Source organism: Paenibacillus sp. FSL R7-277 (assembly GCF_000517965.1).
Taxonomy (GTDB): domain Bacteria; phylum Bacillota; class Bacilli; order Paenibacillales; family Paenibacillaceae; genus Paenibacillus_AQ; species Paenibacillus_AQ silagei.
In genome coordinates, this window is sequence record NZ_ASPX01000080.1 from 113,103 (window position 1) to 128,501 (window position 15,399).

Annotated in this window: 15 protein-coding genes; 4 read left to right on the forward strand and 11 right to left on the reverse strand. The window is 51.1% G+C overall.

Features of this window, described 5'->3' with window-relative positions:
- The first annotated feature begins 92 nt into the window (after positions 1-92).
- Complete coding sequence (locus tag C173_RS22555) at positions 93-1,406, forward strand: hypothetical protein (RefSeq protein WP_036728764.1); 1,314 nt, start codon at positions 93-95, stop codon at positions 1,404-1,406.
- A gap of 74 nt (positions 1,407-1,480) precedes the next feature.
- Here the strand turns inward: C173_RS22555 and C173_RS22560 are convergent, their stop codons facing one another.
- A complete protein-coding gene (locus C173_RS22560) occupies positions 1,481-2,362 on the reverse strand; it encodes a LysR family transcriptional regulator (protein WP_036728767.1) in 882 nt (293 codons plus the stop codon).
- Positions 2,363-2,482: 120 nt separating this feature from the next.
- Between C173_RS22560 and C173_RS22565 the strand changes: the two genes are divergently transcribed.
- Positions 2,483-3,382 carry a DMT family transporter gene (locus C173_RS22565; RefSeq protein WP_036728770.1) on the forward strand — a complete coding sequence of 300 codons (900 nt, stop codon included), beginning with the start codon at positions 2,483-2,485 and terminating at the stop codon, positions 3,380-3,382.
- A gap of 129 nt (positions 3,383-3,511) precedes the next feature.
- Here the strand turns inward: C173_RS22565 and C173_RS22570 are convergent, their stop codons facing one another.
- The 8 genes from C173_RS22570 to C173_RS22605 all read right to left on the reverse strand — a co-directional run bounded on the left by C173_RS22570 (position 3,512) and on the right by C173_RS22605 (position 11,514).
- Positions 3,512-4,999 carry a DHA2 family efflux MFS transporter permease subunit gene (locus tag C173_RS22570; RefSeq protein WP_036728772.1) on the reverse strand — a complete coding sequence of 496 codons (1,488 nt, stop codon included), beginning with the start codon at positions 4,997-4,999 and terminating at the stop codon, positions 3,512-3,514.
- Positions 5,000-5,041: 42 nt separating this feature from the next.
- Positions 5,042-5,665 carry a TetR/AcrR family transcriptional regulator gene (locus tag C173_RS22575; protein ID WP_036728776.1) on the reverse strand — a complete coding sequence of 208 codons (624 nt, stop codon included), beginning with the start codon at positions 5,663-5,665 and terminating at the stop codon, positions 5,042-5,044.
- 195 nt (positions 5,666-5,860) lie between these two features.
- Positions 5,861-6,637 (reverse strand): stalk domain-containing protein, encoded by a 777-nt coding sequence (locus C173_RS22580; protein WP_036728778.1) that lies wholly within the window; start codon positions 6,635-6,637, stop codon positions 5,861-5,863.
- 99 nt (positions 6,638-6,736) lie between these two features.
- The gene (locus C173_RS22585; RefSeq protein WP_200869582.1) at positions 6,737-7,504 is read right to left on the reverse strand and encodes a M15 family metallopeptidase; all 768 of its coding nucleotides are present in this window, start codon (positions 7,502-7,504) and stop codon (positions 6,737-6,739) included.
- A gap of 69 nt (positions 7,505-7,573) precedes the next feature.
- Positions 7,574-8,908 (reverse strand): FtsW/RodA/SpoVE family cell cycle protein, encoded by a 1,335-nt coding sequence (locus C173_RS22590; protein WP_036728780.1) that lies wholly within the window; start codon positions 8,906-8,908, stop codon positions 7,574-7,576.
- The gene (locus C173_RS22595) at positions 8,908-9,240 is read right to left on the reverse strand and encodes a PadR family transcriptional regulator (RefSeq protein WP_036728783.1); all 333 of its coding nucleotides are present in this window, start codon (positions 9,238-9,240) and stop codon (positions 8,908-8,910) included. Before C173_RS22595 ends, C173_RS22590 begins: the two co-directional genes overlap by 1 nt.
- 183 nt (positions 9,241-9,423) lie before the next feature.
- The gene (locus C173_RS22600) at positions 9,424-10,878 is read right to left on the reverse strand and encodes a DHA2 family efflux MFS transporter permease subunit (protein ID WP_036730057.1); all 1,455 of its coding nucleotides are present in this window, start codon (positions 10,876-10,878) and stop codon (positions 9,424-9,426) included.
- Between the two features lie 66 nt (positions 10,879-10,944).
- Positions 10,945-11,514 carry a TetR/AcrR family transcriptional regulator gene (locus C173_RS22605; RefSeq protein WP_036728785.1) on the reverse strand — a complete coding sequence of 190 codons (570 nt, stop codon included), beginning with the start codon at positions 11,512-11,514 and terminating at the stop codon, positions 10,945-10,947.
- A gap of 351 nt (positions 11,515-11,865) precedes the next feature.
- On the opposite strand from C173_RS22605, the gene C173_RS22610 reads away from it, so the two are divergent.
- Both C173_RS22610 and C173_RS22615 read left to right on the forward strand, forming a co-directional pair.
- Positions 11,866-12,693, forward strand: a complete 828-nt coding sequence (locus C173_RS22610; protein ID WP_036728788.1) for a lipase family protein — start codon at positions 11,866-11,868, stop codon at positions 12,691-12,693.
- Positions 12,694-12,781: 88 nt separating this feature from the next.
- Positions 12,782-13,582 carry a lipase family protein gene (locus C173_RS22615; RefSeq protein WP_051478376.1) on the forward strand — a complete coding sequence of 267 codons (801 nt, stop codon included), beginning with the start codon at positions 12,782-12,784 and terminating at the stop codon, positions 13,580-13,582.
- A 167-nt stretch (positions 13,583-13,749) separates the two neighbouring features.
- Here C173_RS22615 and C173_RS22620 read toward each other — a convergent pair whose 3' ends face one another.
- Positions 13,750-14,280, reverse strand: a complete 531-nt coding sequence (locus C173_RS22620) for a hypothetical protein (RefSeq protein ID WP_036728794.1) — start codon at positions 14,278-14,280, stop codon at positions 13,750-13,752.
- Between the two features lie 115 nt (positions 14,281-14,395).
- Positions 14,396-15,328, reverse strand: a complete 933-nt coding sequence (locus tag C173_RS22625; protein ID WP_036728796.1) for an NAD-dependent epimerase/dehydratase family protein — start codon at positions 15,326-15,328, stop codon at positions 14,396-14,398.
- Positions 15,329-15,399 lie beyond the last annotated feature (71 nt).

Genomic DNA, 15,399 nt, shown 5'->3' on the forward strand with positions numbered 1-15,399 from the left:
GAACATTATTTCAGAGGCTGCCGGAACATTGTAATATCACATTTATTGTGATATAACTCTTTTGATTGAACTGTTCATGAAAGGAATCTATTATGAAAATTAAGCTGGGTATTATCACGCCAGAGTCCCATATGGATTATTTCCGCGCCATTGAAGAAGAAATGCGGCCCCTATGCCAGTTCCGCTTCCTTACCATCAGCAATTTCCGGGAAACAACGGACATCTATCTCAAAAACCTGGATTCAGTGGATGGATTTGTGATCAGCGGGAGGATGCTTTACGAGGCCATTGACAAGGAATGCCTGGATGACAAGGTACCTGTTCACATTTTGCATGATGATGAGAACCTGCTGTACAGGGAGCTTTTCCGGTTGCTGGTTACAGAACCTGGACTTGATATCTCCCGGATCTATGTGGATTATGCGTACATCATCGAATCTTTCAGCGAATTCCAGCAATACCTGACTCATGAAGGAAAGCCCGTGAACAGCGGAAATCTGCTGGAGCGGGTGGAGACCATGCTGGAGAACCATATCACGCTATGGGAAGATAAGAAAATAGACCTGTCCATTACTGCTTTCGGTCACTTTGTTCCGGAACTCCAAAAGCACGGCGTCAAATATATCTTAATCCGGCCCACTTTGGAGAGCGTTAAAGAGACCATCAGCGAGATCATCAACGAAATTACCATCCTTAAGCTTAAGAACCAGAGGGCAGTGGTTGCGTGCTTATCGGTCCAAAATGAGCAGCACTTCTCCGAAGAGGAGCTTCATGAGCTGAAAGTCCTTACCGGCAATTTTCTGCGCAGCGTGAATCTGGCAGACACGGCCCAAATCTCAGAAGGCTATGTCAGACTGTACACCACCTTCGGCCATTTCATGAGGATCACCTCTAACGCTCATAACTGTTCCCTGCTGGAGTATCTGGAGGAGCGTATACAGGGCAAGGTAAAGATCGGCTGGGGCTCAGGGCATGAATATTTTCAAGCGAACGTCAACGCCACCAAGGCTCACAGACAGGCGGAAGCCTATACGGGCAGCAGCAGCTTTTTTATAGACGAGAATCAGAAGGTTGCCGGCCCCATGCGGAGCATGAATGTCATCCAGTTCTCCGAGCAGGGGGACCCGGAAATCCTTGCGTTAGCCAAAACCATCGGAATCAACAACATCAATTTGCAAAAAATCATATCTTATGCAGAAATCATGCGAACCAATAAGCTATCCTCTGAGGATGTTGCACAGTGCCTGTCCATGACCGTTAAAGGTGCAAACCGAATTCTTAACAAAATTGAGGAAAGTAAACAAGTACAAACGGTATTTGAAAAAAGGGACAACAGTAAGGGGCGTCCCAAAAAATACTACGAGCTGTTGTTTCTCGACCATGAAGGGCGCAAATTAAGCGAATGATACGCGGATACGTATTGGCAAAAAGGCATGTTTTCTATTTTGAAAACATGCCTTTTTTTCGCTTTTTCAGCAAGTCAAATGGTTCCTTGGCTGGAAGACCAGTGCTGCACATGCTGTAAGAATCGCCGCGTGGCAGGTGAAGCATATTTCATCGAGTTGACTGCGATGCCCAGGGAACGGAAGCTCCGCTCCTCCAGCTCAAGCATGGCTACACGCTCATACTGGAACCGGGTGACCAGCTCTGGAAGGATGCTGATGCCCAGGCCTTTTTCCACCATGGCAATAATGGCGTAATCGTCCCCCGCCGAGAACTTGATGTTCGGCTTAATTCCGGCCTTCTCCAGCACACGCTGCACATCATAATCCGAGCCGGGCTTCGGAATGATGAAGTCCTCGTAGGCGATCTGGGCCAGCGGCATATAAGGGGCCTTACTCAGCGGATGGCCGAGCGGAAGGATCGCCAGCATCCGGTCCTGCTTCAGCGGAATGACCTCGAACCGCTCCCTTGTAGGCAATGAGAGGAAGCCGCAATCAACCACCCCAGCCTCGATCCACTGCTCAATCTCCAGATAACCACCCTCCATCAGCTTGAACTCAATGTACGGATATTCCTCACGGAACTGCTTGATGATATCCGGCAGCCAATGCACAGAGACACTGGTGAAGGTGCCGATCGTGATCGTCCCCGTCTCCAGGCCGTGAATATCCGTTACCTGCTGCTTAAGCTGCTCATTCCAGTTCAGAATCTCCCGGATCGGCTGAAGCACCTGCTCCCCGTTCACCGTCAGCTTCACGCCTGATCGGCTGCGCACGAGCAGCGGGAAGCCGAACTCCTGCTCCAGACTGCTGATCGTATGGCTGATGCCGGATTGGGTAAAGCCCAGCGCCTCCGCTGCCTTCGTAAGACTGCCCAGCTCCACCACTTTCAAGAACACCTCGTACTTAATCAGACTCATGTCCAGCCCCCTCACTTAGCATGACAATTTCTCATGTATCCTATGATAAACATTCAGTTACCTTATGTATTCGAGCGTATTATACTATACTCACTTGAAATAAAGAAGGATGATGACTGAATGAAGCCGCTTAAGGCCGAGCTAATGCTCATTGTAGTAACACTGTTCTGGGGCTCCTCCTACCTGTTCATGAAGCTGGGACTGGGTACACTGGGAGAATTCAATCTGATCGCACTGCGCTTCGGGCTTGCGTTCATCCTGGCGGGGCTGCTGTTCCGCAAACGGCTGCGCAGTGTGGATGCCAGAACCTTGAAATACGGAGCCTTGCTCGGCTTCCTGCTGCTTGGCGTATTCACCTGCATCACCTTCGGGCTGAAGACGACCACGACCTCTAATGCCGGATTCCTGGTTGCGTTGACCGTTGTCTTTGTTCCTATGCTTGAGGTTCTGGTGTTTAGAAAAAAAGTCGCGCCCCCGCAAATCTTCGGCACTGTGCTCGCCATCAGCGGCATCGGGTTGCTTACGCTTAATGGCTCGCTGCAAATCCGTCCCGGTGATCTCCTCTGCATTCTGTCAGCAGTATTCTATGCGGTGCAGATTCTCGTGACGAGCCGGGCGGTTAAGACCTGCGACTCACTGAATATCGGCATTCTGCAGCTCGGCTTCGCCGGGGGCTATGCCCTGATTCTATCTGCTATCTTCGAGACGCCTTCGCTACCGTCCACCCTCCCGGGCTGGATCGCGATTCTGGCTCTGGGGATCTTGTGCAGCGCCTGCGGGTTCATCCTGCAGCCGGTTGCCCAGAAGTATACTACACCGACCCGCACCGGTCTGATCTTCGCCCTTGAGCCGGTATTCGCTGCCTTCTTCGGCTACTTGTTCGTACACGAACAGCTTTCGCTCCAGGGCTACACCGGTGCCGCCCTTGTGCTGCTGGGCATTCTGGCCTCTGAGCTGCTGGGCAAGCTGCATATGGTTCCTCCGGCAAGGATGCTGAAGAAGCGGCGGGCGCACTTATAGCTTAGCAAATGTGTGCAGTCAGCCACCTGAGCGTTCAAAAAGCACAAAAAAACGTCCCCCTGCCAACCGGCAGTCAGGGACGTTCTTTGTTAGTCTATAACATGTGTCGCCTATAACAGCTGTGGCCGATTAATGCCCCATCATCATAGCGGCATCTGTCTGCTGTTCTTCAGGAGAAGGTGCAGCGCCTGCTGTCTTCGGACGGCGCAGAATCAGACTGAGGACCACTCCGGCCACGGCGATGCAGCCCGAGAGGAAGAAGACATCCCCGAAGCCCTGTACGGCAGCGGCAAGCGGATTGCTTCCTGCCGTCATTTTACCCATATGCACCGCAATCTGGCTGGTCAGGTACCCGGTCATGCCGGCAACAGCGAACGATACCACAACCTGCTGGGCAGCGGCGGTAAGCGGGGTAACCCGGTTCACCCATTCACGCGGCGCAGAGTTCAGAACATGGGTGTTGACCGGCATCATCGACAGACCCATTCCCAGGCCCATCATGACCAGAGACAGTATAATAACAGGAAGACTGGTATCTACTGTAACTCCTGAGAGCAGGAACAGCGCCGTCGATATAATACTGAGACCTACGAACACTAGCGGACGCGCTCCGATCCGGTCGAACAATCGGCCGCCCAGCGGCATCCCTACTCCGGAAGCCAGCGCCTGCGGAAGCAGGATCAGCCCGGTCTCCAGCGGTGTGTAATTGCGGATCTGCTGGAGGTATAGCGGAACGAACAGCATGGAGCCGAACAATGCCGCCTGTGTGACCCAGGACAGAATAATCCCGCGCGTAAAGTCCGAGGAACGGAAGACGCGCAGCTCCAGCAGCGGATGCTTTTGCAGCAGTTCAACAATGACAAAGACGATCAACGCGGCTCCGCCAACCGACAAGCCTAGGATAGCCCCGGTTGAAGTCCAGCTCTCGCCGCCGCCCTGATTGACGCCATAAGCCAGCATCGAGAACGCGAGCGGAGCCAGAATGATTCCGAGGATATCGAGGTGGGCTCTTCCCTTTTTCTCGGTCACCGGCAAATACTTAAGGCCAAGAATAATACCTACAATACCGATAGGCAGGTTAATCAGGAAAATCCAGTGCCAGCTCACATACTCCACCAGATAACCTGCGAGGATCGGGCCAAGGGCCGGAGCCAGCAGCATTGGAATACCGAGCATCCCCATGATCGAGCCTCTGCGTTCTGCCGGAGCGAGTCTGAAGACCATCGCCATCCCGATCGGAGCGACCATGCCGCCGCCAAGACCTTGAATGACTCGGAACAAGACAAGCTGCCCCGAAGTCTGAGCTACCGAGCATAACACAGAGCCAAGCACGAACATGGCAATGGTCGTTAGGAATACCTGCTTGGACCCGAAGCGGTCGGTCATATAGCCGGCCAGCGGAATTACAGCAGCGAGCGCAAGCGTGTAGCCGGTAATCGCCCATTGAACAGTCTTCAGGTCCGTATCGAAATACTGCACCAGATTCGGAACGGCCACATTGACTGCGGTGCTGTCCAGAATAACCATGATCATGCCGACAATAATCGCCAGCAATGATGGAATTATAGCTCTCAGCGAGAACGGCGCCTCTGCGGCGGCGGTGTTACTTGGATTCATAGGTTTTGACATTCTCTTGTCCACTCTTTTCTCTATTCATGATTAGTTATACTTGTGAAAATACAGCTCAAACAACCCGTCAATCTGCTCCTCCAGCGGGGCCAGCTTGAAGATCTGCTGAAGATCCTCACGCTCCTTGGGGAGACTGCTCACCATAATCACCGGAAATACAATGGCCCCGTAGATCTGCATCGTCATCGTCATCAGCTTGTCACGGTCCTGCTCTCCGGTAATCTCGGCAAGTGCATCAAGAATCCGTTCAATTCTCATCAGCTTGGAATATTTCGCATATTCATCGTGTGAGCCCATAATATGGTGTCTCTGGTCCAGCATCTGCCGGGCCATCCCGGGATAACGGCTAAGATTCATAATGTAACGGGTAAAAAACAGCTTCATGCGCTCCTTCGGCGGCAACGAAGTGTCCTCCAGTGCCTTAAAAGCATCGTCAAAGGTCGCCACGAGCTGCTTCACAGCATCGCCGAACAGCTTCTCCTTGGAGCCATAGTGGTAGTTCACCAGGGCCAGATTGGTCTCAGCTCTTGCCGCGATACTGCGCAGGGTAATGCATTGGAATCCGTCCTCACGGATCAGCGCAACCGTGGCATCGAGGATAAGTTGCTTCGTATCTTTATCTGAAGAATCAGCTTTGTTGCCCAATTTAACCATAATGCAGCTTGTCGCCCTCCTCTGTCACAGAATCTTAATCATTGATCTAATCAACGATTTAAACATTGTTTAATTCGAATTTAAAATTACTCTCTTTCCGGCATTCTGTCAACAGAAAGTTAAAGGGAGAATTCCTGCAGCTATACTTAAGCCGTGGAATTCTCCCTTGGGAGCAGAGTTATGTCATATGCGAATCTAGGATGGGGCCGGGCCGGCTAATACTTCACTGGCTGCCTGGACCGGCGTTAGGGTTAGCTTGGTGAGCTTGCCTGAAGCGCCCAGTTCCAGAGTCAGTACAGCCTCCGCTTTGGTGAAGGACAATACACTCACAATCGTGATTACTCCATCCTGCTGTGTGCTGGTGGTCGATTTCACTCCGCGGTAACTGCCCGCCAGCATGTTAATCCCTTCCCAGCTCTGCTGGAGAGCCGGAAGAGCAGCGGGTTCTGCGTCCTTGGCGTAATACCGCTCCTTCAGTGCCGGATAGTTACCAGCTGCCAGCAGACCTGCTACGGCACTTGCCATTACCTCCCGTGTGTATACTTCAACCTGAGCGGTTTCCGGATTATAAGAAGTAACCAACCCGATCGCTGCAAAAAAAGACAGCGGCGCGTACGCTTTTTTTTGTTTTAACTCAAAGCCGCCTGTAAACGGCACTTTGTTCTTGCCGTCCAGCACAAGCTCCTTACCGGATAATCTGAACTGAACACTCTCCTGGAACCGTTCCAGCAGGAACGTCCCGGTAGCTCCACTGAAGGTGACCTTATATTTGAGGGCCTCTACCGTCTCCCGCAGCGGGAGCATGACGTCCGGTCCGTTGGTATAGGCCGATGTCTCACCCGTCTGCAATTCCTGACCGTTCACGATAATCCTCAAGCTTCCGGCAGCACTAACGTTATTACTGGTCAATACACCTGCTCCTGCTGCAAATAACATTACACTAAGGAATACGGCTACGATTCTTTTGAACAAATCGATCCCACCTTTCCTATATTCGAATATTATGCACGCATGCTTCAGAGATTAACCTTGCATTATCCATTAACCGTTCTATACTGCTTTGGAACAGCCCTACTCCACTTTGAAGTTGAAATATTGCTTCGGGTAAGGCTCCTTGATCAGTGTGAAATGCCACCATTCCTTGGCGTACGGCTTGAAGCCCTGCTTCACCATCGCATCCTTCAGCAGCTTCCGGTTCGCATGTTGGGTGCTGCTGATGAGATTCGTATTATAGTAAGAGATTTCGCCAAAAAAATCATAAGGACTGCCCATATCCACCAGCTTGCCTGTACTCTTCTGAGCCAGTGTCAGGTCGATCGTGCTGCCCCGGGAATGCCCGGATTTCTTGGCGATGAAGCCCAGCTTGAACAGATTCCGCTTGTCCAGCTTCGGATAATACTGCGCCTTCATCTTCAGATCACCGGCGTCTTGTGACCAGCGCACGAAGTGATTAACGGCTTGCTGCGGACGGTAAGCGTCATAGACTCTCAGAATATAGCCTTTCTGTTCCAGATCTTCGCTAACCTTCTTCAGCGCAGCAGCGGCTGTCTTCGAGAAGATCGCGAGCGGGGCCTTATATCCGTCCACTCTGGTGCCGGTAAAATTATTCTCACTATAGTAACGGATCTCATATTGCGCCGAGGGAATAACCTCATCCAGATAGACAAAACCGCCGGGGAGATTGTTTTTCTTCACAACTGTACTTGGTGTAAACGGTGTCTCAGGAGTCACGGGTGCCGCTGCAGCCGTTGCCATGACGCCCAGAAGTGCAGCCCCGCTTACAATCATTGCGCCTAACAGTAATCCCAGTCTTGTGCCTCTATATCTCAGCTTATTCACAATGTTTACCCCTCACCGGCCTCATCCCATATTTACCCTTCCAGTATACGGTGCAGCCCCAGGGAGCGTCTATAGCGAAGATGGAGCTTGACCCGCTGGGAGCATATCTTTGCGCCTGTAGACCCCCATCAGCAGCCCGAGAGCCGCGAATTCAATGAACACATGCTGGCCGTAACTCAAAAACGGGAACGGTATGGAGATCAGCGGCATTCTGCCGGTGAGAATAGTCAGGCCATAGATTAGACGAATGGAGAGCATCAGAGCCAGTGCCAGAATCAGTGCCCGTCCATAGGTATCGCTTACGGTGCGTGCAGAGTATAACATTCTGAGCACAAACCAGCAGACCAGCACAAGCAGCAGCAGGCCGCCAGCCCAGCCGAAGCTCTGAACCAGGTACACAGGGAAAAAATCTGTATACGGATAGGGCAAACGCTTATCTTCTGCTAACTCGACAATACCTTGTCCTCCCCAGCCTGCGGAGGTCAGGGTGCTGTGAATCATCCGGTTAAGAAAACCTACGCCATTCTCCGCATCATTGATAAATAAGTATCTGTTGAACCGGTCGCGCAAATACGTTTCACTCCAAACATAGAGGGCAAGGCCAGATACACAGCTTGCGGCAACAACCACCGCTCTGCCCCATCTCTGGGTAATCCACACATATAATGGTAAAGCAACCGCCAGATATACAACCAGTTCGGCAAAAGAAGGTATGACAAGATAGATGGCCGCAGGCAGCAGCAGCAAGCCTACCTCCTTCCAGTTTCTAATCCGGCTGCCTGAAGCATTCTGCACCCCGGGTCTTTTCAAGAGCCCTGCCAGTCCGACTATAAAGAGATAAGGACTATATCCAATGAGATCGAACGGGAAGCCCAGAATGAAAGCATAACGCCTCGTGCCGTTTACCATATTCGGATTAAACCACATACCGACGGCAATCAACAGCAGCGCTCCGCCATAGATCCACCCCGAAGCCCGCTGCAATTGCTTGAAATTGATAAAATACATGATAGCCATTACCGCGATCCCAAGAACAATGAACATACCCTGCCGCAGCATAAGGGCATCAGGAAACTTATAATAATCCCCAAACCCCGCTTCCACAGCTGCCATTCCCAGCAGACTTACCACCGACAACATTATTACACCGGCCAGCAGCCCCCAGGGAATCCTGGGCTTGTGAATCTGGTGCAGATCCCGGCCGATGGCCTGCGGATCACCCAATTGTGCAATTGCATACTGCTGCGCCTCTTCTTCGGATGCCCCCTGCTGCTGCCTCTCCGTCATCAGGTCGGCGAAATGTCCGCTCAGCTCCTCCCGGATCTCATCGTGCATTCCTTTAGCCTTTACTTCGGCGCACACCTTATTCAAATAGCGGTTTAACACCTTCTGATTTGGTTCCATCAGCCGCTGCCCTCCCCCAGAACGGTATCCATGGCACCCTTGAACAGTGCCCATTCCGCCTTCTTCTCCTGCAGCTTGTGCCTGCCCTCATCCAGTAGCCGGTAATACTTGCGTCTGCGTCCGTCTACCTCCATCCAATACGCTTCCACCCAGCGTTCACTCTCCATCGCATGGAGAATCGGGTAGAGCGTACCCTCCTTCAGGGCAAAAACTCCCTGCGAGCGCTGCTCCAGCTCCTTAATCAGCTCGTACCCATACAGCGGCCTGTCCAGCAGCAGAGTGAGGATCATCGTCCCCGTGCTCCCCTTCAGCATTTCTTTGCTGACCTTCATCGGCATTTCCTCCTGTTTGTTTTGCCTATACATCGTTAATCTATGCTTAATATACAGTATTAACCAAATGAAGTCCAGCCTTTCCGACATCCGCCTCCATACATTAACACGCACAAAAAAACCTCTCCCGCCAAATGGTTGCCCATTTTAGCAAGGAGAGGTTCTTATTCAATTCCATGATAATTAATGCATCGAAGCCTGAGTCTTGTGCGATACGATGACACGCTTAAGGAAGAACGCAATCACCAGACCTATAATAGCCATGACCATCCCGAAGATGAAGGCATTCTGCACTCCATGAGTGAAGGCAGCGCCGATGTTCAGCGGATCAGCCGGGTTAGTGACGGTCTGCATGTAGCTTTTGGAGCCGGAGGTCATGATGCTTACCGCCAGCGCTGTACCAATCGCACCCGCTACCTGCTGAAGTGTATTCATAATGGCTGTACCATGCGGATAGTATTCCAGCGGAAGCTGATTGATACCATTCGTCTGTGCAGGCATCATAATCATGGAGATTCCGATCATCAGCACACTGTGAAGCACGATCACGAAGACAACGGTCGAAGTAGCTGTAATTCCCGAGAAGAACCACAAGGATACGGCGACGAGCGCCAGCCCTGGGATAACCAGCCATTTCGGACCGTATTTGTCGAACAGACGTCCCATGACCGGCGACATCAGCCCGTTGATGATTCCGCCCGGCAGCAGCAGTAATCCTGCCTTGAAGGCTGAATACCCTTGTCCCTGCTGCAGATACATAGGAAGAATCAGCATCGAGGAGAGAATAACCATCATACAGATGAAGACCATCAGTACCCCAACCACGAACATCGGGAACTTGAAGGCGCGCAGATCAATCATAGGCTGCTTCATCGTCAACTGGCGGATACAGAACAGAATAAGGGCAATCGCACCGATCACGATGGCGATAATAACCTTCGGACTTCCCCAGCCTTCCGCTTCACCGGCACTGCTGAAGCCGTAGACAATACCGCCGAAGCCGAAGGAGGACAGAATAATGGACAGGACATCAATCTTAGGCTTCGTCACTTCCGTGACGTTCTGCATGAAGAGAATTCCGCTAATTAGAGCCATTACCAGGAACGGCAGGGACAGCCAGAAGATCCAGTGCCAGCTCAGGCTCTCAATCAGCAGACCGGCAATCGTAGGTCCAATCGCTGGAGCTACCATGATTACCAAGCCGATAAGTCCCATCGCCGCCCCTCTTTTCTCAGCGGGAATGATGATTAGAATCGTATTGAACATCAACGGCAGAAGCAGCGCGGTTCCCATCGCCTGCACCACTCTCGCAGTGAGCAGAAACTCGAAATTCGGCGACATCGCCGCAAGGAACGTGCCCAGAATAGAGAAGCATAGGGCAGCGACGAACAACTGTCTTGTGGTGAACCACTGCAGCAGCATCCCTGAGATCGGAACCAGAATGCCCAGCGTCAGCAGATAGGCAGTAGTCAGCCACTGCGCCGTCGATGGTGTAATTTGCAGGACATTCATAAGATCACTTAAAGCTACATTTAGGGCGGTCTCACTGAACATGCCGATGAAGCCGGCAATCAGCAGGGAGATCAGAATGGGTAAAGTCTTGAATTGCCGGGGCTTACTTGAACCCTTGTCAGTCATAGTTGCATTCACTCTCGTATCCTCCTGGTATATGTGTATATCTCTCTATGGTCTTGCGTAATTCGGTTAAGCCAGTATTGCCGGAATGCACTCTGCTGCTGCTTCCAGCGGTTGAATATTTCTGCAGGTCAACGCCTGCAGCAGCGCCCCCTCGAACAAGGAGACCACCACCGAAGCTTTGCACTCTGCCGTTTCCTCCTGTACCCCCTCCCGGATCAGACGCTTCGCAATAATATCCTGCCAATCCCTGAAGACACACTGGCAAGCAGTGCGCAGCTCATGGCTGACACAGGAGGTCTCCACGGCTACCCAGAAGCTGAACGGAACCAGTCCTTCAAAAGAGGATTTCTCCGCCTCATTTGCCATAGACATGATGAAATTCTGCACAGCCTGAGCCGGCACCGCTTCACTCTCCATATAATGGCGCAATAAACGGGCTACCTCTTCACTAGTCCGGTTAATGCAGGTCAGGGCCAGCTCCTCTTTGCCGTGGGGAAAATAATAATACAAGGAACCCTTGGGCGATTCGCTGTCTTTAATGATCTGATTCAGTCCGGTAGCATGGTACCCCTGTGTAAAAAACAACCTGGAAGCCGTATCCACAATGGCTTCGCGTGCATTAGGCTTGTTCGACAAGCTCTACACTTCCTTATCTTGACGATCCAACCATTATAACAATTGGTCTACATAATAAAACCACAAAAAAACTCCTCCTGTCAATGGATAATAATTTTAAATTTTGGTAGGAGCTTAGCGTATATTTACGGTAAACTGTCGGCGAACCTCCAGAAAACAAATTCAAAAGCGAATCGCGCAGTTTCTGTATGGTATTTTCGCATTTCGCCAGTCGGTGACATCATCATTTAGAGATAGGTTTCATATTAATAATCAAGAACCCTTAACAATCTGGCCAAGTCAACCTCACGGATTGTTCAAGCTTAGGAAGAAGACGAAGAATAATCTCTCATGCGGAAAGGAGGTATACAGATGGTTTTCGCTCACAAACCGCCTGTTTTTGATAGCAAAACAGCCATATTTCTCTCTGCGATGAGCTATCAGACCTACCCGTTCTTTTTTGAGGGAAAGCTTGTCTTGCCGGAAGGCTTTAAGCTTCGATTTACGATCCGCGCTTTTGCCGACGTTGAGAACCCTACGGAGCTCGTATTCGGCTTTATCGCCGTGTCGCGGGATCAAATCGTTGTTGCATTTAGAGGATACGCTTCGTATCCGGCAGACCTTCTTGCCTCATATGACATCTTTCTGACCCCATATCCTTTCGTCCGAAGCGGGGGGAAAACCTCTCGTGGCTTTACATGTTTGTATCGATCAACCCGAAACAACTTAATCCGTGAATTAAACAAGCTTTCGACAGCTAAAAGGCTGTATATTACCGGCCACAACTACGGTGGGGCTTTGGCCACGCTGGCCGCTTTGGATATTGCAGTAAACACCAGGTTCAAGCATCCGTTCGTCTATACGTACGGCAGTCCTCGCATCGGAGACCCCAACTTCGTTTCCCGCTTTAACAGTACGATTAAAAACAGTGTGCGAATCGTCAACATTCATGACTCTTTCCCGACTTTCCCGGCCCGAAGGTATCCGCCTCCTTTTACAAAGAGAGGAATTACTTATAGGCATGTAAAAACGAAGGTACCCATCTCTTTTCAACTGAACAATGTGCCGCGCAACGACTCGATTGCCTGCTATTTTAACAAGCTCAGTCAAAAGAATCCCAAATTCGCCAAAGCGTTATGCGACGAAAATCCGGGGTTCTGTCCTGATACCGGCATGTGCTTTCCGTTTCAAGGATGCTAGAGTTCGAATCCTTGAATATTAAGGAGGAGTTGCAGTTTTGAAAATTCCAGGCTTGTACAGCAACGAAGACGCGATATTGCTTGCGGCCATGATCAATCAGGCTTACCGGCTTTTTGAGAAGGAAAAGGTAGTTCTGCCGCAAGGTTATACCCTTCGATTCAACATTCTAGCGCTTGCAGGTGTCGAACAGCCGGAGGAAGAAGTATTCGGATTTCTCGCGGAGTCGAAAGATAATGTCATAATAATTTTCAGAGGAACACGAACATTTAAGGACAATGAGTCAGACCAGGACTTGTATCAAGTTCCCTTTCCATTTGTCAGAAATGCCGGAAAAACCCATCGCGGTTTTACATGTATTTATCAATCGGCAAGAGACGAATTGATCGAGGAATTGAACAAACTTTCTAAGAATAAAAGACTGTTGATTGCAGGCCACAGTCTGGGAGGGGCTTTAACCGTATTGACTGCTTTGGATATTGCGGTGAACACCGGATTTAAACATCCTGTCGTGTATTCATACGGCAGTCCGCGTGTCGCAGACCCGAAATTTTCTTCCTTTTTCAACCAAACGGTAAAAAACAGTTTTCGTATTGTCAACGTCCATGACATTATTCCGACTTTGCCGGCTAATGCGTATCCGCCGCCGTTTACCAAGAACGGTTTGTTTTATCGGCATGTAAACACGAAGGTTCCGATCTCTTTCCAGCTGAACAGTTTGCCTGTCCGCAATCATGAGATTGTCTGCTATTTCAAATTCCTAAGCCGACGGAATCCTGATTTTGCCAAAGCTTTATGCGCTGATAGCCCGGGGTTTTGTCCCGATACGGGATTATGTGTTCCGTTTATAGGAATATGCAGTGCGGAGGAAGAAAGACCAAACCGTACATAATCGAGGATTTTCGAGTATCTCTAGTCCATTTCACAGAACAGGCCAGCCAGTCCTTGCAGCAGTAGAACACTACTGTCAAGGCTTGGCTGGCCTGCGCCCCCATCCATATTAAGAATCAGGCCCTGGGAAGCGCCTGCCGGAATGAGACGGACTAAGGTGTAGCCCGTTCAGCGTTCCCTGCCTGCCACATCCCAGCGGTGACGGAACTTCTCGAGGCGCGGATTGACCTCAGCCGGCGCTTCGGAGAGCAGCAGACGCAGCTTGACGATCCACTCCTCGAAGGAGGAGAAGGAGGCGAACAGATTCGCCATATCTGGAGTCAGATAGAGAAAATACGGCGCGGGGTAAATGTCGCTGATATGACGCAGTGCCGAATCCAGCGGGGTATACTTCTTACGCTTACCTTCGAGGCTCTCTACGGTGATGAAGGACTGTCCCTGCTCTTTTTTCCACGCATGCAGGCGGTCATCCCGCTTATACCAGGCCTTCACCGGCTCCTTCGTCATCCGCCGGACGGTTTCTTCATGCAGCGGGTAGAGCACCAGCTTCGTGAACTTGCGTTCCACTGCCGTCTCCGCCGCCTTAAGCAGCTCCATATCCGATATATGCTCGAACGAATCATAGAAGATCAGCGTTCCCTTGCGCTCACTGGCTGGCGGTTCATAGCCATAAGGCATATGTTGTATGTCACGTGTCATCATATTACCTCCCGTGTATTACTGCCTATAGCATATCATGCTACCCGGGACGGCGTACAATTCTGCAAGCTTGTCATGAAAAAGCACTGCTGCTCATTTCCCTTGGCTTCATCCGCTAACCCAGCTCTTCACGGAACCATTCTATGGTTTCCCTAATGGCCCTCTTATACGATGTCGGATTGTATTCGGGGAACCGCATCATGAATTTATTATCATTCAGCAGAAGCGGATACTCGAATTCGTATAGAAGCTCATGGAATTCGCTTATTTCCTTATTGAACACACCGGCTAATCCGACTGCCCAGCTCGGCACCGCACAGCACTTTCCCGGACTGCCAGCCGCATGGTGGATATTCATCAGAAATTGCCGCCCCTCAATAGCTCCGGAGCCGGACACATGCCACTCCCCCTGCTCACCGCTCTCCGCCAGCAATACAGCTGCTCTGGCCGCATCCCGGATATAGACCAGATCATGCGGAACGTCCAGCTTCACCGGCCACTTAATCGTCTTCGCCTGGAGGGCTCCGCTGAAGATCGGTCCGAATAAGCGGTTCGTGACATTGGGACCGTAGTAATTCGGATATCGCGGAATCACGTAACGGAATCCCCGCCGTTCAGCCTCCGTCTTCAGCAGCTCCTCCAGTTGATTCCGCAGCTTCCCCTTGCGGGTTCGTGCCTCCTTCGGATGGCGTTCATCCGCCGGAAGATATTGGAGCTTGCCGTAACCGTAGATATTGCCCGGAAATACCAGCGTCTGGCCAGACTTAAGCTGGCGGGTTACCCGCTGCAGCGCCTCTGGCATGACAGAGTACCAATCCTGATACGGTACATTAAGACAGAAATAGACGGTTGTCACACCATTCAGCGCTTCAGCCAGAACCTTCTCATTCCTTACATCTACTTCCGTCAGGGTTAGCAGCGGCCCCTTCAGCCTGCGCAGAGCCTGACTAGAATGGTGGTATGTAGCCGTCACTAGCTTGCCCCGCGACAGTAATTCTTGTGTGATAGAATGGCCCAGACCGCCATTGCCCCCAATTACGAGATTCATAACATGAACGGCTCCTTATCGAACGCATGAATACCTTTAGCAACCTGCTAACAGTTCATTCAATCTGCCCG